The sequence below is a fragment of the Spirosoma sp. SC4-14 genome, assembly GCF_037201965.1.
Lineage (GTDB): Bacteria > Bacteroidota > Bacteroidia > Cytophagales > Spirosomataceae > Spirosoma.
This window is the reverse complement of the sequence record NZ_CP147518.1, coordinates 2,036,928-2,059,521: the sequence shown is the minus strand read 5'-3', so window position 1 is coordinate 2,059,521 and position 22,594 is coordinate 2,036,928. Positions and strand designations below refer to the sequence as shown.

At 47.2% G+C, this 22,594-nt stretch carries 17 protein-coding genes; 15 read left to right on the top strand and 2 right to left on the bottom strand.

What is annotated here, in order from left to right:
• The first annotated feature begins 5 nt into the window (after nucleotides 1-5).
• The 3 genes from WBJ53_RS08315 (at nucleotide 6) to WBJ53_RS08305 (ending at nucleotide 3,664) form a co-directional block, all read left to right on the top strand.
• Complete coding sequence (locus WBJ53_RS08315) at nucleotides 6-464, top strand: VOC family protein (RefSeq protein ID WP_338875609.1); 459 nt, start codon at nucleotides 6-8, stop codon at nucleotides 462-464.
• 225 nt (nucleotides 465-689) lie between these two features.
• Nucleotides 690-2,342 (top strand): ATP-binding protein, encoded by a 1,653-nt coding sequence (locus tag WBJ53_RS08310; protein ID WP_338875608.1) that lies wholly within the window; start codon nucleotides 690-692, stop codon nucleotides 2,340-2,342.
• Nucleotides 2,343-2,449: 107 nt separating this feature from the next.
• On the top strand, nucleotides 2,450-3,664 hold the full coding sequence (locus tag WBJ53_RS08305) for a glycosyltransferase family 1 protein (protein WP_338875607.1): 1,215 nt from the start codon (nucleotides 2,450-2,452) through the stop codon (nucleotides 3,662-3,664).
• A gap of 45 nt (nucleotides 3,665-3,709) precedes the next feature.
• Here WBJ53_RS08305 and WBJ53_RS08300 read toward each other — a convergent pair whose 3' ends face one another.
• On the bottom strand, nucleotides 3,710-5,368 hold the full coding sequence (locus tag WBJ53_RS08300) for an NFACT RNA binding domain-containing protein (RefSeq protein ID WP_338875606.1): 1,659 nt from the start codon (nucleotides 5,366-5,368) through the stop codon (nucleotides 3,710-3,712).
• Between the two features lie 366 nt (nucleotides 5,369-5,734).
• On the opposite strand from WBJ53_RS08300, the gene WBJ53_RS08295 reads away from it, so the two are divergent.
• From WBJ53_RS08295 to WBJ53_RS08255, 9 genes are all read left to right on the top strand, one after another.
• The gene (locus tag WBJ53_RS08295) at nucleotides 5,735-9,025 is read left to right on the top strand and encodes a TonB-dependent receptor (RefSeq protein WP_338875605.1); all 3,291 of its coding nucleotides are present in this window, start codon (nucleotides 5,735-5,737) and stop codon (nucleotides 9,023-9,025) included.
• 72 nt (nucleotides 9,026-9,097) lie between these two features.
• Nucleotides 9,098-10,840: a RagB/SusD family nutrient uptake outer membrane protein gene (locus tag WBJ53_RS08290; RefSeq protein WP_338875604.1), complete on the top strand. Its 1,743-nt coding sequence runs from the start codon at nucleotides 9,098-9,100 to the stop codon at nucleotides 10,838-10,840.
• Nucleotides 10,841-10,952: 112 nt separating this feature from the next.
• Nucleotides 10,953-11,213 (top strand): hypothetical protein, encoded by a 261-nt coding sequence (locus tag WBJ53_RS08285; protein WP_338875603.1) that lies wholly within the window; start codon nucleotides 10,953-10,955, stop codon nucleotides 11,211-11,213.
• Nucleotides 11,214-11,306: 93 nt separating this feature from the next.
• On the top strand, nucleotides 11,307-12,509 hold the full coding sequence (locus WBJ53_RS08280; protein ID WP_338875602.1) for an AGE family epimerase/isomerase: 1,203 nt from the start codon (nucleotides 11,307-11,309) through the stop codon (nucleotides 12,507-12,509).
• 460 nt (nucleotides 12,510-12,969) lie between these two features.
• On the top strand, nucleotides 12,970-13,560 hold the full coding sequence (locus WBJ53_RS08275) for a sigma-70 family RNA polymerase sigma factor (RefSeq protein WP_338875601.1): 591 nt from the start codon (nucleotides 12,970-12,972) through the stop codon (nucleotides 13,558-13,560).
• 55 nt (nucleotides 13,561-13,615) lie between these two features.
• Nucleotides 13,616-14,638 (top strand): serine protease, encoded by a 1,023-nt coding sequence (locus WBJ53_RS08270; RefSeq protein ID WP_338875600.1) that lies wholly within the window; start codon nucleotides 13,616-13,618, stop codon nucleotides 14,636-14,638.
• A gap of 77 nt (nucleotides 14,639-14,715) precedes the next feature.
• The gene (locus WBJ53_RS08265; RefSeq protein ID WP_338875599.1) at nucleotides 14,716-14,997 is read left to right on the top strand and encodes a hypothetical protein; all 282 of its coding nucleotides are present in this window, start codon (nucleotides 14,716-14,718) and stop codon (nucleotides 14,995-14,997) included.
• A gap of 140 nt (nucleotides 14,998-15,137) precedes the next feature.
• Nucleotides 15,138-15,386: a MoaD/ThiS family protein gene (locus tag WBJ53_RS08260; protein ID WP_338875598.1), complete on the top strand. Its 249-nt coding sequence runs from the start codon at nucleotides 15,138-15,140 to the stop codon at nucleotides 15,384-15,386.
• Nucleotides 15,387-15,445: 59 nt separating this feature from the next.
• Complete coding sequence (locus tag WBJ53_RS08255) at nucleotides 15,446-15,856, top strand: molybdenum cofactor biosynthesis protein MoaE (protein ID WP_338875597.1); 411 nt, start codon at nucleotides 15,446-15,448, stop codon at nucleotides 15,854-15,856.
• A gap of 19 nt (nucleotides 15,857-15,875) precedes the next feature.
• Here the strand turns inward: WBJ53_RS08255 and WBJ53_RS08250 are convergent, their stop codons facing one another.
• The gene (locus tag WBJ53_RS08250) at nucleotides 15,876-16,958 is read right to left on the bottom strand and encodes an endonuclease/exonuclease/phosphatase family protein (RefSeq protein ID WP_338875596.1); all 1,083 of its coding nucleotides are present in this window, start codon (nucleotides 16,956-16,958) and stop codon (nucleotides 15,876-15,878) included.
• A 249-nt stretch (nucleotides 16,959-17,207) separates the two neighbouring features.
• Between WBJ53_RS08250 and WBJ53_RS08245 the strand changes: the two genes are divergently transcribed.
• The 3 genes from WBJ53_RS08245 (at nucleotide 17,208) to infB (ending at nucleotide 22,556) form a co-directional block, all read left to right on the top strand.
• Nucleotides 17,208-17,720, top strand: a complete 513-nt coding sequence (locus WBJ53_RS08245; protein WP_338875595.1) for a ribosome maturation factor RimP — start codon at nucleotides 17,208-17,210, stop codon at nucleotides 17,718-17,720.
• An 84-nt stretch (nucleotides 17,721-17,804) separates the two neighbouring features.
• Nucleotides 17,805-19,049 carry a transcription termination factor NusA gene (gene nusA, locus WBJ53_RS08240; protein ID WP_338875594.1) on the top strand — a complete coding sequence of 415 codons (1,245 nt, stop codon included), beginning with the start codon at nucleotides 17,805-17,807 and terminating at the stop codon, nucleotides 19,047-19,049.
• Between the two features lie 165 nt (nucleotides 19,050-19,214).
• Nucleotides 19,215-22,556 carry a translation initiation factor IF-2 gene (gene infB, locus WBJ53_RS08235; protein WP_338875593.1) on the top strand — a complete coding sequence of 1,114 codons (3,342 nt, stop codon included), beginning with the start codon at nucleotides 19,215-19,217 and terminating at the stop codon, nucleotides 22,554-22,556.
• Nucleotides 22,557-22,594: the final 38 nt, after the last annotated feature.

The following is a 22,594-nucleotide window of genomic DNA, read 5'->3' as shown; positions in this document are numbered from 1 at the left end:
CTGCCATGAAAAAACTGTTTATTCCCTTATTGTTTACTTGCATTTGCCTGGTATCGACTTCGGTATTAGCCCAGGATAAACTTGGTATTGTGCGGCATAATCACCTCTCTATACACGTGAAAGATGTGCCCAAAAGTGCAGCATTCTATCGTGACGTAATGGGACTTAAGCCAATTCCGGTTCCAGATAATCTGAAAGCGATCCGCGCGTGGTTCGATCTGGGCGACGGTCAGCAAATTCACCTGCTCAATGGTCGCACAGAAGACATTGTGCATGATAAGAATGGGAGCCACTTTGCCTTGTTTGTAGCCGACATTAACAAATCAGAACAATACTTAAAGTCGCAGAATATTGCCTTTCATCGACAGGTTCGATTTGACGGCGTTGTTCAGGTTTACTTTTCAGATCTTGATGGATACTTATTCAAATTAAATGAGGCTCCAAAGCAAACTAAAGCTTATTGAAAATAGCTATTTACATCATTTATTAAACGGTAAATTACTTAAGAACAAGTCTAAATAAAAGAGTCATAATCAACAAATTACCCTGATACTGTTGCCGAGTATCAGGGTAATTTTATTATAGATAAACGTATAGTTTGGTATACGTTTAACGGTTTTTTTATACGAAATTATTAATCTTTAAGTTCTATTAGCACGTACCTATCCAATAAACCTACCGTAACCTTCATGAATCACCTATCTCAACCCCAAGTTGTACAGCCTGGTTTTGGCCTATCAACCGAAGAGAGTGCGCTCTTATGGCAACAAGTTCTGACTCATTCGATCAATGGACTGGTAGGACTGGTAGCTGTTCGAGACGACACGTCTCCCCATAGAGCTATCGTCAACTTTCGCTATCTGTTTATGAACCAGACAGCGTTGCGCGATACATTACAAAATAATAACCCCGCCAATAATCCGATTACGGGCCAATTACTAACCGATTTTTTTCCATTTATTCGTGAATCGAAACTTTGGCAAACCTACATTAAGGTTGTCGAAACCGGCGAAGCCAGTCGGGTTGAACAAAGTTTTCGTATCGGCGACCGCGAAGCCTGGGTAATCCAGTCGGCATCCGCTTTCGGCACCGACGGCCTGCTGCTCTCTTATACCGATACCAGCGACCTACACCAAACGGCCCGTCGGCTTGCCCAGCAGACCACGCTGCTCAACGGTGTGCTAAATTCATCGCCCAATGCCATAGTCGTTTTTGAGGCCATACGAAGCCCTCAACAAGCAATCACGAACTTTCAGGTTACGTTAGCCAATCGGCAGTTCGAAACCCTGGCGGGTCAGGCAACGGTCCGGTTTACGGGCTTGATGCTGACTGATTTTTATCCGCTAAAGCCCGAACGGATGGTTCGATTGTGCGAACGGATCGATGCGGGGCAGTCAGTTGAAATCGACGAATTTATTCCGATGCTAAACCGATGGTTTCATATTACGCTGACCCCGCTAAACGATGGTTTTGTTGCTACACTACAGGACATAACAGCCTCCAAACAAATGCATCAGCAGTTGGAAGCTACCGTTCAGGAACTCCACCGATCAAACGAGAGTCTGGAACAGTTTGCTTATGTAGCTTCGCACGACTTACAGGAACCCCTGCGTAAAATCATTGCCTTTGGCGATGTACTCAGCAATCAGTTTTCAAACGAACTAAGTGAACCTGCTTCTGATCTGATCCGACGAATGCAGGGTTCAGCCCGACGGATGCGATCTTTGGTTCAGGATTTACTAACTTACTCGCGTTTATCAGGCGATACCAAAACATTTGGTCTGGTCGATCTGAATCAACTCATAGCTTCGGTAGCCGAAGATCTGGAACTGGCAATTTTAGATCAGAAGGCTCAGCTTACCACTGGTCATTTACCCCTCGTTTGGGGCGACGCATCGTTGTTGCGGCAATTATTTCAGAATTTATTGAGCAACGCTCTGAAGTTTCAGAAAGCACAAACCGACGGCACAAAAATTCCCCCTTTCATTACGGTTAACGGATATGCAGCTACCGAAGCTGAATTACCCGACGGTTTCCTGAAAACGGATGCCTTCCAGATTGGAAAACGATTCGCGGTTATATCCGTAAAGGATAATGGTATTGGTTTTGATGAGCGGTATCTAGACCGGATCTTTACAATTTTCCGGAGGCTTCACGGGCGTATGCACTATACGGGTACAGGCACAGGTCTGGCTATTTGCAAAAAGGTTGTAGACATTCATGGAGGTTATATAACCGCAAGCAGCCAGGAGGGGCATGGAGCTACATTTCGAGTGTATCTGCCTTTGCCGCAATCGGCCAGCGGAGGGCATCGGCACACGCTGAAGCCACTCCCTCAATAAATTATCGGATCATCAACATTTCGTAAACGGTCAGGTTTCGGAAGAGCACTATAGTAACATAAACCTATAGCCATACTGCCTAATTAACTTTCTCCGAAACACTGTTTATGAAACTTACGGACTCAACGCCTGATTCAGCCGATGCCGCTAATTCGTCAACGTCCCGGTCAGCTATGGCTGGTGAAAATCATTTTTCCACTCCGTTTTCGGTCGGTGATGTCCACGACCTGATATGCTTCTCGCACCTTCGCTGGAATTTCGTCTATCAACGGCCTCAGCATCTCCTGACCAGAGCTACTAAAAACTATCGGGTGTGGGTTCTGGAAGAGCCTATCTGGGATTCCGATTTCCGGCTCAATGTATGCCAGCAAATGGATCAGCTCACGGTGCTGGTTCCCCATCTGCCACATGGCACTAGCCCCACCGACGCAATTGAATTGCAACGGCAGCTACTCGACCAATTTTTACGGGCCGAACGCATTGAAAAATATATTGCCTGGTACTATACACCCATGGCCCTCCTCTTCAGCGACCATCTTCGCCCCAATTTAACCGTCTACGATTGCATGGACGAACTTTCTGCCTTTCTGGGAGCCCCTCCTCAGTTGATCGAGCAGGAGCAGAAACTTCTGGAACGGGCCGATCTGGTTTTTACGGGCGGTTATAGTCTGTACGAAGCCAAACAAAACCGGCATCCGAGTGTTTTTGCGTTTCCGAGTAGCATCGATTTCGCTCACTTTTCGGCAGCCCGGCAGCCCTGCCCTGATCCAGTTGATCAACAAAATCTACCCAATCCACGACTTGGCTTTAGTGGCGTAATCGACGAACGATTCGACAACGGGCTAATCCAGCAACTAGCCGAACGACGCCCCGAATGGCAATTTATATTGTTAGGCCCCGTAGTTAAAGTTGATCCGGCAACGCTCCCTAAAGGCCCTAACATTCATTTTTTGGGCATGAAACCCTATGCCGAATTACCATCCTACTTTAGCAACTGGGCAGTAGCGCTGCTACCTTTTGCCCTCAACGAATCAACCCGGTTCATCAGCCCTACCAAAACCCCCGAGTATCTGGCTGCGGGTTTACCCGTTGTTTCGGCCCCCATTCGCGATGTCGTACGTACCTATGGCTGTTCCGATTTTGTTCAGATTGCCGATTCAGTGACTACTTTTGAAACAGCTATTGAAACGGCTCTGGCGGCAAAGCATCCCGGAAACTGGGATGCGATTGATGCCTTCTTGACCGAAAACTCATGGAACAACACCTGGAGCGAAATGAACCGGCTCATGGTAGCTCATATGAGTCTGGCTCTGGAACAGTAACGATAACCTGAGCAGATAATCAACTATTGCGGAGTATCTGCTCAGTTACTCTTTTGGTTCAACCAGAATGACGTCTTCCTTTTCAATTACCACCTGCCCTTCAGCAAGTCCTTTAGGCTTTCGGACAAATTTTTTAGGCGTTACCGTTACCGGGCATAGGCTATCCGTACGACGTTTTGAATACCACGCGGCCAGTTCTCCGGCCCTTTCTATCACGTTTTTGGGAAATGGCTTACCAGCCTGATATTTAATTACTACGTGCGATCCTGGCACATCGCGGGCATGTAGCCACAAGTCTTCCTTGTAGGCATATTTCTGCGTCAGGAGGTCATTATTTTTGGCATTTCGCCCAATCAGTATCCGAAAATTATTAATCACAACTTCCTTGAAGAGTTGCGATGCATCGCCCCCCGTTTGAGTCCCTGTCAGTTCTCCCAACAGGTTATGCTGTTTGACATAGCGCCGTAGTTCTTTCAGGGTCAGAATGGCCTCCAGATCGGCCTTCTGCTGGTCGATTCGGTTTAGTTCGGCTTCATTAGCCACAATCTGCCGATTTAGATAATCCTCTTCTATTTTTTCATTTTTGGCTTTCCGATAATAATTCTCAGCATTCTTTTGGGGGGTCAGATCCGTTTTTAATTTTATTATGATGGGTCGATCACGGTAAAAATCCGTTAAGGTTACCGTTTCGGGCGATTTCACATTGGGGCTGGTAGGTATATCGTGCAGATTAGCCATCAAAATATGACCGATTTCTTCGTGACTGGCTCCTTCTTCGCGGGTTATCATCCGCTGCAAATTGACTTCGATTAAGGATTCGGCCCGTTTTCGGCGTTTTTCGAGGAGTCGTAATAGCTCTCCCTTTTCGCGCTCAAACGTATTCAGACCATTATATGCAGCATAAAATCGGTTAGCGGCTTCGATTGGGCCTTCAAATTCACGCTGTATGTCGCCTATTGGTACTAAACTAAGCGTAGGAATATGCTGCAACCTGGTTAGATAATAACGAGGCCGTTCGAGCTGAGCAAGCGTTTGCTGAATAACATTCCATTGTTCTTCAGCAGTGAGTTTTCCGGTGCCAACACCCAATTCCGTTAGTTGCTGGTTTACCACTTTGCCGAACGTCGGAAATAGTTTACGATGATCGAAGCCCGCTTTTACATAAGCCTCCCACGATTGGTCGATTGGCCGGTCAAATGCATCCAGTACCAGATTCCGATCGGTCAGGAGTTTCTGATTAAATGAATCAATGACGGTGTTGTTATAGAAAGCCAGCAAATTGGGGCGATTGCCAAAGAACTTAAACAACATCGTATAATTATCTTCCAGCAAAATGGCCAGACAGCGTTCATTCAAAAAGGCACGAACACCTACAACGGCTCGGCCGGGCCATTTTGCTCCATTCTCACCAGTTGTACTGTCAAAGGAATCGACCGTATGACTCGTGATAACGTCCTCAAAAAGGTCGGCACTATTGGTGCGGGCACGCTGCACGGAGTCCGGAAACATCAGCCCCGAAAAGTCGGGCCGAAGGGTTGCCTTCACGTAAAATGGCTTGTAATAGTTAAGCTTTCCTTTCGCCTGCGCAAAGACCAGTATTACCTCATCACGATCCTGACTAAAGCATTCCAGAAAGCGAAGGCCAGTCAGATCAGGTTCGAGCGCTACTGCAAGCTGGCGCAGAAAATAGTAATTCGTATGCATAATGGCCAAAATTACGCCTATATGAGCGTTAAAGGCATTTTTTAAGTGATTTTTCGTATAGAATTATTCATAGAAGTTCGCTCTTATTTATGGAGATATTAATTATGGGTTAAAATTTAATATATTGATAATCAATGTTATATAAAATAATTGTAAGTGAAATTACTCAAATATTGCACTACACTAAGATAAACAGCCTAAATTTTATTCTGATTCTACTTTGGAATATAATAAAACAGCTATAATATTTGTACGATTAATTTCTCTATAGGTAAAGTACAAACTACTCAATAAGTAAAATTTGTAGCACGTATTGGCCCTATAAGACCAGTAAAAAAAATCTCTAAACCAATCTTTTACCAACCTATGAAGTCAACACTTTACAGGCTTCTGCATTCCTCTCTTCTGGGGGCAGTCTTACTGCTCTGGAGTCTGAATGCCTCCGCTCAAGACCGTCGCATAACGGGTAAGATTAGTGGCGCCGATGGTGCAGTTCCGGGTGCTAACGTAGTCTTAAAGGGAACTACAACTGGTACTGCCACAGATGCTGAGGGTAATTTTACTATTAACGTTCGCGGTTCAAATCCAACCATTGTCATTTCGGCTATTGGATTCAAAACGCAGGAAGTTGCTGTTGGAAACCGTTCTGAAGTGAACGTAACGCTGGAAGATGAAGCTACTGCTCTGAACGAAGTCGTTGTAACGGGTTATTCGACAGAAAGCCGCCGTGAAACAACCGGCGCCGTGTCGACCGTAAAACCGGCTCAGTTAAAAGTGGTTCCTTCTACGAACGTAGAGCAGCAGTTGCAGGGTCGCGTATCCGGGGTAACCGTTATCACCAACGGTCAGCCGGGTACTAGTAGCCAGGTTCGTATTCGCGGCTTTGGTTCCTTCGGTGGTAACCAGCCATTGTATGTAGTCGATGGAGTCCCAACGCAAAACATTGCTTATCTGGCTCCTGACGACATTGAAAGTACCACCGTACTGAAAGATGCGGCTTCTGCTTCGATCTATGGTGCTCGCGCTGCCTCGGGTGTGATTGTGTTAACAACCAAAAAAGGTCAACGCAATGCCCAGAAGCTCACCGTAACTTATGATGGATTGTATGGTGTTACTGATCCAGGTAAAGGCCCGGCTACACTGAATCCACAGGAACAGGCCGACTGGACCTGGCAGGCCCGCAAGAACGACATCTATCAGGCAGGCGGCACAATTGGTCCAGATAGCTTCACAGGTATTGCCAACGGTCAGTATGGTGCGGGCCAGTCTCCGGTTCTTCCAGATTACCTACTCGTTGGCAGCAATGTTGGTCTGTCTGCATCGCAGGTTGATCTGGCTGCTGAAAAACTGAAGTATAATACAAATTCGGCCAACGGTCCGGTATATCTGGTTATTCCTTCTAACAAACAGGGAACAAACTGGTATAATGAAATCACTCGTGTAGCGCCACTGACCCGCCACACACTTGGTTTCTCGGGCGGAACTGCTTCAAGCCGGTATTATCTGAGCTTAAGCTATCAGAATCAGGCTGGTATTATCATTTATAACAACTATAAACGCTATACCTTCCGGGCCAATACCGAGTTTGACATTACGAAAAAACTACGCTTTGGCGAAAACCTGCAGATGGCTTATATCTCCAACACAGGTGTACTCGGGGGCGTTGGTAGCCAGTTAGGTAATGGTACAAACAACAACTCCAGCTCGCCATCCGACGAAAACGACGTGTTGTTAGCTTTCCGTATGGCACCCATCATTCCGGTATATAACTCCTTTGGAGGCTATGCCGGTACGGCGGCTAAAGGGTTCAACAACCCAAGCAACCCGGTAGCCAACCGTCAGGCAGCGCAGAACAACGGTAACTTCAATATTTACGGATTCGGTAACGCTTATCTGGAGTATGATCTGCTGCCATCTCTGACTCTGAAAAGTAGCATTGGTGGTACGTACTTCAGTAACTACTTCAATAGCTACGGTCGGGTTCAGTACGAAAACTCGGAGAACAACACCACCTATACCTATAGCGAAGGCTCTGGTTATGGTCTGGCCTGGACGTTCACCAATACCGCATCTTATAAACAACGCTTTGGCGTTCACGATGTAAGTGTTCTGGCGGGTATCGAAGCATTGAATACGGGAGCAGGTCGTAGCATCAGCGGCTCAGGCCAAAACCCATTCACGACCGATCCGAACTACGTCACGATCAGCACTACAACTCCGGGTGCCACTCGTAACGTAAACAGTGGCTATGGTTTGGGTAACAAGTTCTACTCGTTGTTCGCCCAGGCTCGCTACACGTTCAACGACAAGTACATTGTGACGGGTGTTGTTCGTCGGGATGGTTCGTCGCAGTTTGCGCCCAGCAACCGTTTCGGGGTGTTCCCGGCTATTTCGGCAGCATGGCGGATTTCGTCGGAAGAGTTCATGAAAAATCTGCCTTGGGTATCTGACCTGAAAATTCGTGGTGGTTATGGTATCATGGGTAACTCAAACTACCTGAGTGCTACCAACCAGTATAACCTGTTTGCCTCGAACGCTGGTAATGGTTACGACATCAGTGGTACCAACAACAGTATCTCGGCTGGTTTCTACCGGAGCCAGATTGGTAACCCAACGGCTAAATGGGAAAGCAGCGTTACCTCGAACATTGGTCTGGACGGATCGTTCTTCAACAACAAGTTAGAGTTAATCCTCGACTTCTGGCGGAAAGATACCAAAGATCTGCTGTTCCAGCTTAGCCTTCCAGGTGTAGTAGGTGTGCGCGCATCAGCTCCTTATTCAAACGTTGCCAGCATGCGTAACCAGGGTATCGACATCACGGCCATTACCCGCGGTAACATCACCAGCGATCTGGGTTATGAAGTTACTGTTGTTGGCGGTTTCCTGAGCAACAAAATTGTTTCGCTGGCTCCTGGCGTACCTTACTTTGCATCGGGCGGTACTCGTCTGAATGGTAACGTAGTTCGTAACCAGCCAGGTCAGCCGATCTCGTCGTTCTTCGGTTATAAAGTGATTGGCCTCTTCAACAGCAAAGAAGAAGTTGCCGCAGCTCCTACGCAGGATGGTGCCGCTCCGGGTCGTTTCCGGTATGCTGATATCAATGGCGATGGCAAAATCGATGACAACGACCGGACTTTCCTGGGAAGCCCAGTTCCGAAATTTACGGGTAGTATCACGCTGACGTTGAAGTATAAAGGTTTCGATCTGAACACTAACCTCTATGCGTCGATCGGCAACAAGCTTTTCAACAACCAGCGCTGGTTCACCGATTTCTATCCTTCATTTACGGGAGCCGCTGTTAGTGCCCGCGTGAAAGATTCGTGGTTGCCAACACATACCAATACGGATATACCCATCTTCGAAAGTGCATCGAACTTCAGCACCAACACGCAGCCTAACTCCTACTACGTAGAAAATGGTTCGTATGGTCGGATGCAGTATCTGAACATTGGCTATACGTTCCCGTCGGTGATTCTGAACCGGATCAAAATGAGCCGTCTGCGGATTTCGGCTTCGGCAACGAACCTGTTCACGATCACCAAATATAAAGGCCTTGATCCGGGTGTAGGTGGTGCAGCCGATACAAACTTCGGTATCGATATCGGTAACTACCCAATCACTCGCGGCTATAACGTTGGTTTAAGCTTTGGTTTCTAAATGAATAAGGGTGGAGTAACAATGTTTCAGCGTACTCCACCTTAATCAAAAACATATCAGGTAAACTGGACTATGAAAAAATACATTACAAAGGGAACTGTGGCCACAGCGATGCTGATGATGGTTACATTTGCCTGCAAAGACAAATTCCTGGAAGTACCCGCAACAGGGCAGTTATCCAGTACGCAGCTCACGTCAAAAGCTGGTCTGGAAGGGTTACTGCTGGCTACTTATGCACAGTTAAATGCACGCGGATTCAGCCAGTCGGCAAGTTCGTACAACTGGGTACGGGGTAGCATTTCGGGTGGTGAAGCCAACAAAGGCTCCAACTCTGGTGACTTTAACGCCCTTACCCCTTATCAGACATACCTGCTTCTGCCATCCAGTGGTGAGGTAAACGCGAAGTGGAACGCCATGTATGAAGGTGTTAGCCGGGCTAACATTGTTATCCGTACATTGGCATCGGCTAGCAATGATGTAACGGCTAGTGATAAAGCACGGATTACGGCTGAAGCCCGTTTCCTGCGCGGTCACTACTATTTTGAACTGAAGCGTGCGTTCAACAAGGTTCCTTATGTTGACGAAACGGTCGATTATGGTACAGGCATCGAAAAGGTGAAAAACGATGCTGATATCTGGCCTAAAATCGAAGCCGACTTCAAAAACGCCTACGATAATCTGCCCGAAACGCAGAGTGCTGCTGGCCGTGCCAACAAATGGGCTGCTGCTTCTTATCTGGCCAAAACCTACCTGTATCAGAAAAAATATGCAGAAGCAAAAGCATTATTTGATCTGGTTATTGCCAATGGCCAAACCACTAATGGTAAGAAATATGGTCTGGTTGCCAGCTATTCGCAGATCTTTAATGCGGCAAATGACAACCACGAAGAATCTATTTTTGCAACGCAGGCTGCGGCCAATACGGGTAGTTCTGATAACGCTAACCCCGATCTGGTACTGAACTTCCCTTACAACACGGGTTCGGGTGGCCCTGCCGGTTGCTGCGGATTCTTCCCTCCCAGCTTCGAACTGGCCAACTCATTCCGGGTTGATGCTACAGGGCTTCCGCTTCTGGATGGTTCTTATAACTCAGCGGCCAACGAATTGAAAACCGATCAGGGTGTTGCTTCGTCGACTCCTTTCACTCCCGATGCTGGTCTGCTCGATCCTCGTCTGGACTGGTCAGTAGGTCGTCGTGGCATTCCATACCTCGACTGGAACGTACACCCAGGTCTTGACTGGATTCGTGACCAGAGCTTCGCTGGTCCTTATTCGCCGAAGAAGTTTATCTTCTACAAATCGCAGGACAAAACCCTGACCGATGGTAGCTCATGGACCGATGGTTATTCAGCCATCAACTATTGCATCATTCGTTTCGCTGATGTGCTGCTAATGGCTGCTGAATGCGAAATTGAAGTTGGTAGTCTGGAAACGGCTCGTAAGTATGTGAACATGATTCGCACGAGAGCGGCTAACCCAGCCGGCTTTGTGAAGAATGCCGATGGTACGAACGCAGCCAACTACAAAATTGCTACTTACGATGCTGCCTGGACCGATAAAGCCGCAGCGCGTACGGCCGTTCAATTTGAGCGTAAACTTGAACTTTCGGGCGAGGGACACCGCTTATTTGACCTCGTTCGCTGGGGAACTGCAGCAACAGTACTGAACAACTTCTTGTCTTATGAAAGCAAGAAATTGTCAGTAGGCTATGCTAACGCTAAGTTTACGGCGGGCAAAGATGAATATATGCCGATCCCACAAACGCAGATCGACTATCAGGGCAAAGATGTTCTGTCACAAAACCCAGGATATTAAGCTTACTTGAGTAACCTGTTAACAAATGCCCCATCGGAATCCGATGGGGCATTTGTGTTAAACATTGATTAAGCTCATAACGTTTATTCTACAAAACAACTAGACAAACGTTATGAGCAATCACAAAACCACAGACCAGCCGGGTTCGAATAACTTACAGCCAAACGGCGACCGCACTCGCAATCAGCAGGCACATGATACGAGCAAAACCCGCCCCAATGGAGAACGCACGATGACAAACGCAAACAAAACCAAACAGGGCCCTGAAGACAACCACGACCTAAACGGCAAAACTAAAAACGAACTAGCCGATGAACGCGGAGGGCACGGCCATTCGGGACACAGTAGCAGTCGAAATGGAAGCCGCAAATAACAGTAGAAAATGATAAATGATGAATTATGAATGATGAACTGTTTCTCTGGAATGAGATTCATCATTTCCCATTCATAATTCATCATTCCTAACATGGATCTTAAGCAACTCCGCGCCGAACTACGACAGGAACATAAAGATATCCTTTCGTATTGGGAGCGATTCGCGCCCGACCCACAAAATGGAGGCTTCTATGGTCGGGTAAATTACCAGAATCAGCCTGATCCTAATGCCGATAAAGGCATTGTCTTGAATAGCCGCATTCTATGGACCTTCTCAGCGGCTTTGCGCCATACGCAACATGAAGAGTACAAAGCCGTTGCCGACAGGGCCTTTGACTATATTCGAGACCATTTTATTGACCCGAAATACGGGGGTGCCTATTGGTCTGTCGATGCCAAAGGAAAACCTAAATACCCCCTCAAGCACTTATATGGCCAGGCGTTTACCCTATATGGCTTAAGCGAATATGTTCATGCTACCGGCTCTGCTCCTGCTCTCACTTTAGCCAGAGACTTATTTGGTCTAATGGTAAAACACGCCTACGACCCCAGGAAAGGAGGTTTTGTAGAGGCTCTCTCTCAGGACTGGTCGCCCGCTACCGACTATATCATCAGCAAGTACGACAATCAGGAAATTAAGACGATGAACACGCATCTCCACATTTTGGAGTCGTTCACGTGTTTATACCGGGTTTGGCCCGAAAAAATAGTAGCCGATCAGATGCGAGGTATGTTGACCATATTTCAGCAACATATTGTTGATCCGAAAACCTATCGGATGAATCTATTCATGGATACTGACTGGACTATACGACGTACGGCCATTTCCTACGGACACGATATTGAAGCCTCCTGGCTATTACCCGAAGCCGCCGACCTGCTGGCAACCCAAAACGCTGAAGATAAACCCCTTCAAAAGAAAATTCAGGCGCTGGCCATCAATATGGCAAAGGCCGCTACCACTGGCTTCGACACCGACGGTGGCATGAACTACGAACTTGATCCCGATGGGCATCTGAACCGCGAACGCTCCTGGTGGGTTATGGCAGAAGCAATGGTTGGTTTTATGAATGCCTACCAGCATACGCGCGACAAATCGTATCTCGACAAATCAGTAAAAAGCTGGGAGTTCATAAAAAAATACCTCCTCGACACAACGAATGGCGAGTGGTACAGCGGTGTCACGGCCGATCATAAAATTCTCGGCAACGACAAAATAAGTATGTGGAAGTGCCCTTACCACAACAGTCGTTCCTGCCTGGAAATGCTCGAACGGATCGATCATATCCGCTAATCAATAGCCGGTTATGGCGGCCTGGTCAAATAAAAAGTAAAAGCCCCCAACTAATTGGAGGCTTTAAAACGTTTATAGCGATGTCGGTATTACAACCGGCAGTTGTGCCTTAGTTCTAATTACTTCGCGCTATCTGACGACATCGTCGAAGCCGAATCAGTAGCCATGGTAGAATCAGACATCATAGTAGAATCAGACATCATGGTAGAGGTAGAATCAGCCGAAGTCGTCTCAGTTTCAGTCTTTTTCGAGCTGCAAGCAGTTGCAAGGGCGATCATAGCCATGAAAAAGAAGGCAGATTTCGTGATAGCTTTCATAGTTTTGGGGCGTTTTGTTTACGAGTGATAAATAGATTAATGTCAACGTTAATACCCTATCGAGAAAAAGGTAACCCAACTTTTTTTAATTTTTTTTTGGGTTACGTTTGGGGTGATTTTGTATTAAGTAATGACGCAATACGATGAAGGAAAGTAGGCGGCCCGTTTTAACTGACGACGAATTGCTGGCGGGCCTTGCCGATGGTTCCGATGAGGTGCTCAATCAATTGTATCGACGGTATTTCCCGATGATCTTACATTTTATCACGACCAATAGTGGTAGCGAGGATGATGCAAAAGATATTTATCAGGAAGCGATTGTAGTGTTGTATGAAAAAGTCAGAGGAGGTTCGCTGGAACTTTACTGTCAACTAAAAACATACATTTACTCAGTTAGTCGTCGGCTTTGGCTCAAGCAATTAGCTCAGCGGAATCGATACATGGTACGCGATATTGAAACACCGGCCGGAGAGGATTTTGCGGGTCAGCAGGTTGATGACGATTTTATCGATCATGAAGAACGAGACCGGCAATTTAATCTGATGGCCGATTCGCTGGCCCGGCTTGGCGAGCCCTGCCGAACGTTGCTGGAAGATTTTTATATTCAGCACCTGAGCATGCAGGAGATTACCGAAAAGTTTGGCTATACGAATGCCGACAACGCCAAAACGCAGAAGTATAAATGCCTGATGCGGTTGAAGCGATTGTTTTTTTCTGAGTACAAACAAAGCTAGGGCCTGTGCCCATCCACCCGTTACTTAACCGACGTGATGTCGGTCTTTTACGACAATGGAGACTAATGACGAAAACGAAATTGAAAACGCACTGCTGGCTTATGGCGAACGGATTCGGCTTAAACAACGGTTAGCCGCTGCCCAGTCTGCTCTCGACATGGAGGCAATGCGGGAAGAAAGTGCGCTTTACCGCTCACCTATTCCACAGCCTGGCCAAATTCGTTCCTTGTGGCGTGCCTATCGGACTACCCTGGCCGTAGCGGCATCGGTAGCTGCTATTACAACGTTTGGTTCCATTTTCTTATATCGTTCCTATCAGCAAAGCCATAAACAGCAGGAACAGCAGTATAGCCTGCTTAGTAAAGAGATTCAGGCCGTTAAATCGTCGCAGCGAAAACTGCTGAACGATCTTAATGGACGTAGCCGCGCATTGAGTGTCAATCCAGCTCAGGTGGCTGGCTCAGGCTTTATGCTTACAGCCGATGGTTATATGGTCACCAACAACCATATTATCCTCAATGCTGATTCCATTTATGTGCAGAGTCAAACCGGTGAAGTTTACAAAGCTCGGGTGGTTCATGCTGACCAGACCAACGATCTGGCCATTTTGCAACTCTGCGACGACAGTGCGTTTCGGCCGCTCCCACCCGTTCCATATAGCTTTGACAACCATCAGTCTGATTTGGGCGAACGTGTCTTTACGCTGGGCTACCCCCGCGAAGAAATCGTTTATGGAGAAGGTTATCTTAGCTCAGGTACCGGTTTCCGGGGCGACACAACAGCTTATCAGGTTGCTATTGGAGTAAATCCTGGCAACTCGGGCGGGCCATTGCTCGACGAAAAAGGAAATGTAATTGGAATTATCAGCGGAAAACAAACTACCTCAGAGGGAGTAAGCTTTGCCATTAAAACCAATTATCTGTTTAAAACACTAGACAGTATATCGTCTGATTCACTTAAAGGGATTCCATTACGATTAAATAAAAAAAATACCCTTGCTCATTTATCGCGTAAGCAGCAGATCAAGCGTATGCAGTCTTACGTTTATCAGGTTAAAGTATTTAAACATAAAGAGTAATTGAGGAGCGAGTTGCCTCAAACAATTTGTAGTCGGGCAGGGTTGTAAATACAAGTATTTGAAAACACTCAACGACTATGAAAAAGGTAATGATGCTGGCCACTGCGCTGGCTTTCTCAACTGCTGTAGCACTGGCTCAGGACACAAAAGAAAAAGCAAAAGAAACAGCCCATCAGGCGGGTCAGACTGCCGATGCTGCTGCGGATAAAGTTGGACGCGAAACGAAAAAAGCAGGACGAAAAATTTCGAAAGCGGCTAAAAATACAAAGGAAGACGTAAAAGAAGGCACCAATAAGGCCCTCGACAAAACGGATAAAAAACTAAAAAAAGCTGAGCGTAAATTAGATAATTCGCAATAGTATTCAGCCCGGTATTCTGTTCCCAAACGGTGTCGTCAGGTTCAAAACGACACCGTTTTTTATTGGTTTTCCGAACTTCAGGCCACCCCTATTACGTTCGGTATAAAGGCAGAATGCCTGTTCATACTGTTTTTTGCTCAATGAACACTCCTATTTCTATACTTCTGTTTGGCATTACCCGCGACCTGACAGGACAATCGATGGTTTCAGTACCCATACAAAATGGGGCACGCGTTAGTGATTTACTGGCAGGGCTCTATGAGCAATACCCTAAATTGGCGGAGATACGGTCGTTGCTTATCGCAGTCAATGGCGAATATGCCGAAGCCGACCACGTACTCAACAGTAACGATGAAGTTGCCCTTATTCCACCTGTGAGTGGAGGCTGAACACCCTATACAATTGTCTGGAGTACCCGCTAAACGTTTACTAACTGTCTGCAAAGACTATGATTGCTCTTACCACCAACCCTATTGACGTTGCCTCAGCCCTAAACTATTTGCAATCCGATCAGGCAGGTGCCCTCGATCTGTTTCTGGGTGTTGTCCGCGACAATACCCAGGAGCGCCCTGTCGAACGTCTTGAATATGAAGCGTATGATCGGATGGCCATCAGTGAAATGCAGAAAATTGCCGACGAAGCTCAGCGTCGCTGGCCTATCCTACGCTATACGATTATTCATCGGAAAGGAATACTGCTTACTGGCGAAATAGCCATTCTGATTGGCGTATCGACCGCCCACCGGGCCGACGCCTTTGATGCCTGCCGCTACATGATCGATACAATTAAGCAAACAGTTCCAATCTGGAAGAAAGAAGTGTTTACCGATGGCGAAGTGTGGGTCAATGCTCATCCCTAAATGCAGCAACCAGACTATCTTACTCCTCTGAGGTTCTCTTCCTGGTGGCTCCCAGTAAATAAGTTCCTGCAATTGGGTAATGATCCGAATAACGGATATAGTTGATCGTCTCAAAATTGAGTACGAACAAACGGGGATCATGAAACTGATGATCGATCCGGATAAAACCGGGTAAGCGATTATAAGTAAACCCAAATCCTCGTCCGGCATCCTCAAAGCTATTCGGGAAAATCCGTCGCATGCGTTCATAAACAACACTATAAGGTGTATCATTATGATCGCCCGTCACAATAACCGGAAACTCACTTTCGCGAATATGCCGTTCAACCCGTTCAACCTGCTCACGCCGATCGATAAAGCCTGTTCGTAAGGCACTGAGAACTCCACGCGTTTCGTGCCGAACACCCGTTAGCTGATCTTGCCTGAATACCTTACCGACCCGAATCCCCATCGATTGCAGGTGGACATTAATAACCCGAATCGTATCATTCCCTACTTTAATGTTGGCCCAAACCAACCCGTTATTCTTGTCGAATAATTCGCGACCCGAGTGAATTATTGGATAAATGGAAAAAATGGCGACTCCAATTGCCCCTGCCGATTTATCGGCCGCTTCGGGGTGCAAAAATACCGAATACGTATACCCCGCCGAACGAAACCGGCTTACAACGTCGTAGTCGGCAATTGAGGTCGAGTTCTGAAACTCCTGAAAACATTTCACCGGAGCATCATACCGCAGCACATAGTTAATGAGCCGTCGAACCCTAGGCGAACTATGAATTCGTTCATAATCGTTATCAAGCCCAAACGATTGCACATTATAGCTGAATAGCTTGAGCGCCATTCCCTTTCCGCTTAGTTCGGAGGTAGGATTCCAGACAAACGTTCGTTTGCCAAACAGAAAAATCCCCACAATGAGTACCAGTCCCGACAACCAGCTTCGCCATGGACGAATAAACAACCAGGCAACTAAACAGATAAAATTCAGCACCCAAACGATTGGAATGGAAATCATGATCATACTCGCCGACCAGTGCTGGATAACAAGCGAGTGGAGCAGCCAATAGCTGACCAGGGTATAAAGCGCAAGAAGTAAATTCAATGACCAGAACAAAGACCGGACGAAAAAACCAATGAACCGACCAATTTGAGAACCTACCGCCATAATGTCGTTGAGCAGCCTGTAATTTATTTCTGAGCCAAAAATAGAGTATTAGCCATATAAACCCACAATGTATGCTACAGTTCAGACTTGCGAAGTACTAAATTTCACCTTATATTTGTGCCATTACTACCGTATGGCGTCATTAAAAAAAGGGAGTCGAACTCCCTTTTTTGTTAGCCCTACTTTATGGACGACAAAACACGAATAATTGAACTTTTACAACCGTACCTGAACAACGGAAGCCTTTATATTGTTGATGTTCAGGTGGTTGGTCGGCGAGGAGGTCGTATTAAAGTCACAATTTTACTCGATAGTGATGCAGGTATTACCATCGATGAGTGTGCCGACATAAGCCGCCAGCTAGGTAACCAGATGGATGAGTTAAATTTCTTTGGCGAATCGGCGTTTATACTTGAAGTTTCTTCGCCAGGTGTTGATTATCCATTGCTGTTTCCGCGTCAATATATTCGTAATATTGGTCGAAATCTCTTAATTACCTTAACGGATGGCACCCTCCGCTCGGGCAAATTAGAGTCGGTAGATGATGCGGGAGTTGTTATTCTGATTGAGCCCGAAAAAAAGTCAAAGAGTAAAAAGAAAAAAGAAGAGAATTTAGCTGCCCAGGCTCCGATTGTTGGTGCCACGTCGATTCCCTTTGAGCAGATCAAAAAAGCCAACGTAGAAATATCATTTAAATAGTTTTCGGTTGGCTGTAGTCTGTCTGAAATTCATACGGAAACTCGCCAACAGCTAATCGAAAGCAGTAGACAGAAACCTAAAAAAATGACCAGTGGATTATTAATCGAATCGTTTGCCGATTTCGCCCGGTCGAAAAATATTGATCGGCCCACCATGATCGCCATTCTGGAAGATGTCTTCCGGACAATGATTCGCAAAAAATTCGGTACCGACGAAAATTTCGACGTGATTATCAACGCCGAAACCGGCGACCTTGAAATGTGGCGTACCCGTGAAATTGTAGACGACGATTCGGAGGATATTTGGGATTACGACAAAATTCCTCTCGCTGAAGCGCGTAAGATTCAGGACGATTTCGAAGTGGGCGAACAGGTTGCCGAAGAGGTAAAACTGGAAGATTTCGGACGTCGGGTTGTGCAAACAGCCCGCCAAACCCTGATTCAGAAGATAAAGGACATGGAAAAAGAACTCCTTTATCAGAAATATAAAGACCAGGTTGGCGATTTGATTACGGCCGAAGTGTATCAGATTCTGAAACACGAAATTATTTTGGTTGATTCAGAAAACAATGAACTGAGTTTGCCCCGTACTGAACAGATTCCGAAAGATCGCTACCGGAAAGGCGAAGCGGTTAGAGCCGTAATCAGCCGGGTCGACATGCTGAATGGTACGCCCAAAATCGTACTGTCGCGCACATCGCCTGTTTTTCTGGAGCGGTTGTTTGAAATTGAAGTCCCCGAAATTTATGATGGTCTGATTTCCATTCGGAAAATTGTTCGGGAACCCGGCGAGCGCGCCAAAGTAGCTGTTGAATCGTACGACGACCGTATCGACCCCGTAGGAGCCTGCGTTGGCATGAAAGGCTCACGGATTCATGGCATCGTCCGCGAACTAGGCAACGAGAATATCGACGTAATTAACTACACCGAAAACCTCGAACTATTGATCAGCCGTGCGTTGAGCCCGGCTAAAATCAGTTCGATGCAAATTGATCGGGATACCAAGCGGGTGTCTGTTTTCCTCAAACCCGATCAGGTTTCGCTGGCTATTGGCAAGGGTGGGCAGAACATCAAACTGGCCGGTCGGCTTGTCGATATGGAAATTGATGTATTCCGTGATAACGAAGGCCAGGAAGACGACGAAGACGTTGACCTGATGGAGTTCTCGGACGAAATTGATGAATGGATGATTGACGAACTTCGGAAAGTTGGTCTCGATACGGCTAAGAGCGTTCTGGCACTGAGCAAAGAAGAGCTTGTCCGTCGGACCGATCTGGAAGAAGGTACTGTAGAGGAAATAGTAAATATCCTCAAACAGGAATTTGAGTAAAACCAAGTGAAGAATGAAAAGTTAAGAATGTAGAAATTTATTAAACATTTATTCTTCAATCTTTACTTTTCGCTTTACATTCTTAAAATAAGGGATTTTTATTGCTGTAACTGTTGTTCATACCATATCAACAACCATTAAATTTGCCGAATATAGACCGAACGTATGGCAGAAGATAAGTCAATGCGCCTAAGCCAAGTGGCAAAAATTCTCAACACTGGAACTTCCTCTGTTGTGAATCGTCTGTCTGCCAAAGGGTTTAAGGTTGATAGTAATCCCAATACCAAAATCGGCACTGAACTGCTGGAGGTATTGGCGAAGGAGTATAAATCAACGGAACTCCTGAATGGAGCTCGCCGGTCCGAACCGTCGGTTGCGGTCGCTGAGCCACCACGTCGTCGGGAGGATGATGTCATTTTGTACCGTCGTGATGACGCAGGCCGTCCTATTGTGGACGCAAAGGCGGATGTTCCGAAAACGGACACCCCTCGGGCAGAAGCGCCTAAACCAGGCCCTACCGAGCAAAAGCCTTCCCCTCAAACCGTATCGACCGGTTTGCCAGGACTGAAAGTAATCGGCAAAATTGATCTCAACGCAAAACCAACTCCGGCTGCGAAAGCTCCTGCTCCGCAGGAAACAAAACCGGTAGAAACTACGTCAGTTGTACCACCTCGGGTTGAACCTCAGAAACCCGCTACAGTGCAGCCAACGGACATTAAACCGCCCGTAGAAGCCCCTAAACCGGCTCAGCCTGCGGAGGTAAAACCTGTTGTTCCACAACCGACGGTATCAGCTCCTGCCGAACAGCCGAAAGTTGAAGTACCCAAACCTGTAGCTGAGCAGCCCAAAGCAGAACCCGTTCAGGCAAAACCTGAGCAGGCTCCCGCTCCGCAGGCTCGTGCCGAAGTTGTAAAACCTGAAAATCCACGTCCTGTAGTGGCGGCTCCAACAGTACCTACCAAGCCGAGCGAACCTCGGCAGGAAGATAAGCCCAAAGCTATCCAGCAACAACCTAAAGCTCCGGCACCGCCAGTAGCACCCACTGATAGCGATCAGGAAAGTGCTCCGACAGAAACCATCCGGGCCGCCGGTAGTCATCAGTTGGGCGGCCTTAAAATTCTGGGTAAGATTGAGTTGCCCGTCAACAATCCACGTCAGGGCGGTAGTGGCAACAATGCTGATAAGAAAAAGCGGAAGCGTATCCGGGGTGGTCGCGAAAACGCCGTAGGCGGAAGCGGGCATCAGGGAGGCAATAACCAGCCACAAGGTCAGGCAGGAAACACTCCTCGTAATGACCGCAATGACCGGGGTCCGGCAAATCGTCAGCAGGGTGAGCGGAACGACCGTAATGATCGGAACCATACTAATCCTCAACGCGATTCGAACCGGACAGCCAATCCAAACCAGGCAGGTGGCGGGCAGAACAATGCCAACACCAATGCGAATACGAATAACCGTACCAATAGTGGTGGCGGGCAGAACAATGCCAACACCAATACGAATACGAATAATCGTACTAATAGCGGTGGTTCTAACAATCGCAATGGGCGAGACCGCGATAAAGATCGGGGTGGAAAAGACCGCAATCGGCGCGAAGCACCAAGCCAGGCCGATGTTCGGAAATCGATTCAGCAGACAAATGCCCGCATGCAGGGTAATACGCCTAACCGTGGAGCCGACCGTCGTCGCGATCGCCGGGCCGACCGGGCCGAACGGGATCGGATTGCCAGCGAGCAGGAGGAACTGGAAGCAAAAATCCTGAAAGTTACCGAGTTCGTATCGGCCAACGACCTGGCATCACTCATGAACGTTTCGATCAACGAAGTTATCTCCGTTTGTTTGAATCTGGGTATGTTCGTTTCGATTAACCAACGACTGGATGCGGAAGCTATTACGGTTATTGCCGATGAATTTGGCTACGACGTACAGTTTGTTTCGGCCGAAGATGAAACCGAAGCTGGTATCGATGTTGCTGCCGATGAGCCCGAAGACCTACAGCCTCGTGCACCAATCGTAACGATTATGGGGCACGTCGATCACGGTAAAACCTCGCTGCTCGACTATATCCGTCGTGCCAAAGTAGCTGCTGGTGAGGCCGGTGGAATTACCCAGCACATTGGCGCCTATAGCGTAAAAACATCCGACGACCGGATGATTACTTTCCTCGATACACCAGGTCACGAAGCCTTCACGGCTATGCGGGCACGGGGTGCGAAGGTAACGGACGTTGTTATTATTGTGATTGCAGCCGACGATAGTGTGATGCCGCAAACCCGCGAGGCTATCAACCATGCGCAAGTTGCAGGTGTACCGATTGTGTTTGCCTTCTCGAAAGTAGATAAGCCCGGTGCTGATGCGGAAAAAATTCGGACCGAACTGGCTGCTATGAACCTGCTCGTTGAAGAATGGGGTGGTAAATATCAGGCTCAGGAAATTTCGTCGAAATCGGGAATGGGCGTCGATGAGTTGCTCGAAAAAGTACTACTCGAAGCCGAACTGCTCGAATTGAAAGCAAACCCGCATCGTCGTGCGCTCGGTACCGTTATCGAAGCCTCGCTCGATAAAGGTCGGGGATATGTTTCTACCGTACTGGTAGAGAACGGAACCCTTCGTCAGGGCGACATTATGCTCGTGGGTGCTCACTACGGACGGATTCGGGCCATGACCAACGATCGTGGTGATCGGATTAAAGAAGCAGGGCCAGCAACCCCTGTTCAGATTCTGGGTCTGCCAGGTGCTCCGCAAGCGGGCGATAAGTTCAACGTGATGGAAACTGAGCGCGAAGCGCGCGAAATAGCCAACAAACGTGAACAACTCCTGCGCGAACAAACGCTTCGTACCCGCAAGCACATTACACTCGAAGAAATTGGTCGTCGGAAGGCAATTGGTAGTTTCAAAGAGCTTAATGTGATTGTTAAAGGTGATGTGGATGGTTCGGTAGAAGCGCTGTCAGATTCATTGCTGCAACTTTCGACCGAAGAAGTTCAGGTGAATATCATTCATAAGGCTGTTGGACAGATTTCGGAATCGGATGTTCTGCTGGCTTCCGCTTCGGATGCGGTTATTGTAGGTTTCCAGGTTCGTCCTTCATCCAACGCCCGGCGGTTAGCTGAGCAGGAGCAGATTGAGATTCGCCTGTACTCAATTATCTACGATGCCATCAACGAAGTAAAAGATGCGATGGAAGGCCTGTTAGCCCCAACTACTGAAGAGGTGATAACGGGTAATATTGAAGTCCGCGAAGTCTTTAAGATCAGCAAAGTTGGCACCGTGGCTGGTTGCTACGTAACCGATGGTCTTATTAAGCGGAGTCATAAAATCCGTGTCATTCGCGACTTTATCGTGATCCATACTGGCGAAATCAGTGCGCTGAAACGGTTTAAAGATGACGTCAATGAAGTTCGTTCGGGCTACGAATGTGGGTTGAGTGTTAAAAACTTCAACGACATCGAAGTCGGCGATACGATCGAAGGATTCGAAATTAAAGAAGTGAAACGGACTTTGTAGTCTGACATAATACTGTGCTAAAAAACCCAACTGGTTTC

Excerpts from the sequence above, each read along its gene's own strand:
- WBJ53_RS08315 (WP_338875609.1), top strand. The coding sequence starts at position 6 with ATGAAAAAACTGTTTATTCCCTTATTGTTTACTTGCATTTGCCTGGTA.
- WBJ53_RS08310 (WP_338875608.1), top strand. The coding sequence starts at position 690 with ATGAATCACCTATCTCAACCCCAAGTTGTACAGCCTGGTTTTGGCCTA.
- WBJ53_RS08305 (WP_338875607.1), top strand. The coding sequence starts at position 2,450 with ATGAAACTTACGGACTCAACGCCTGATTCAGCCGATGCCGCTAATTCG.
- WBJ53_RS08300 (WP_338875606.1), bottom strand. The coding sequence starts at position 5,368 with ATGCATACGAATTACTATTTTCTGCGCCAGCTTGCAGTAGCGCTCGAA.
- WBJ53_RS08295 (WP_338875605.1), top strand. The coding sequence starts at position 5,735 with ATGAAGTCAACACTTTACAGGCTTCTGCATTCCTCTCTTCTGGGGGCA.
- WBJ53_RS08290 (WP_338875604.1), top strand. The coding sequence starts at position 9,098 with ATGAAAAAATACATTACAAAGGGAACTGTGGCCACAGCGATGCTGATG.
- WBJ53_RS08285 (WP_338875603.1), top strand. The coding sequence starts at position 10,953 with ATGAGCAATCACAAAACCACAGACCAGCCGGGTTCGAATAACTTACAG.
- WBJ53_RS08280 (WP_338875602.1), top strand. The coding sequence starts at position 11,307 with ATGGATCTTAAGCAACTCCGCGCCGAACTACGACAGGAACATAAAGAT.
- WBJ53_RS08275 (WP_338875601.1), top strand. The coding sequence starts at position 12,970 with ATGAAGGAAAGTAGGCGGCCCGTTTTAACTGACGACGAATTGCTGGCG.
- WBJ53_RS08270 (WP_338875600.1), top strand. The coding sequence starts at position 13,616 with ATGGAGACTAATGACGAAAACGAAATTGAAAACGCACTGCTGGCTTAT.
- WBJ53_RS08265 (WP_338875599.1), top strand. The coding sequence starts at position 14,716 with ATGAAAAAGGTAATGATGCTGGCCACTGCGCTGGCTTTCTCAACTGCT.
- WBJ53_RS08260 (WP_338875598.1), top strand. The coding sequence starts at position 15,138 with ATGAACACTCCTATTTCTATACTTCTGTTTGGCATTACCCGCGACCTG.
- WBJ53_RS08255 (WP_338875597.1), top strand. The coding sequence starts at position 15,446 with ATGATTGCTCTTACCACCAACCCTATTGACGTTGCCTCAGCCCTAAAC.
- WBJ53_RS08245 (WP_338875595.1), top strand. The coding sequence starts at position 17,208 with ATGGACGACAAAACACGAATAATTGAACTTTTACAACCGTACCTGAAC.
- nusA (WP_338875594.1), top strand. The coding sequence starts at position 17,805 with ATGACCAGTGGATTATTAATCGAATCGTTTGCCGATTTCGCCCGGTCG.
- infB (WP_338875593.1), top strand. The coding sequence starts at position 19,215 with ATGGCAGAAGATAAGTCAATGCGCCTAAGCCAAGTGGCAAAAATTCTC.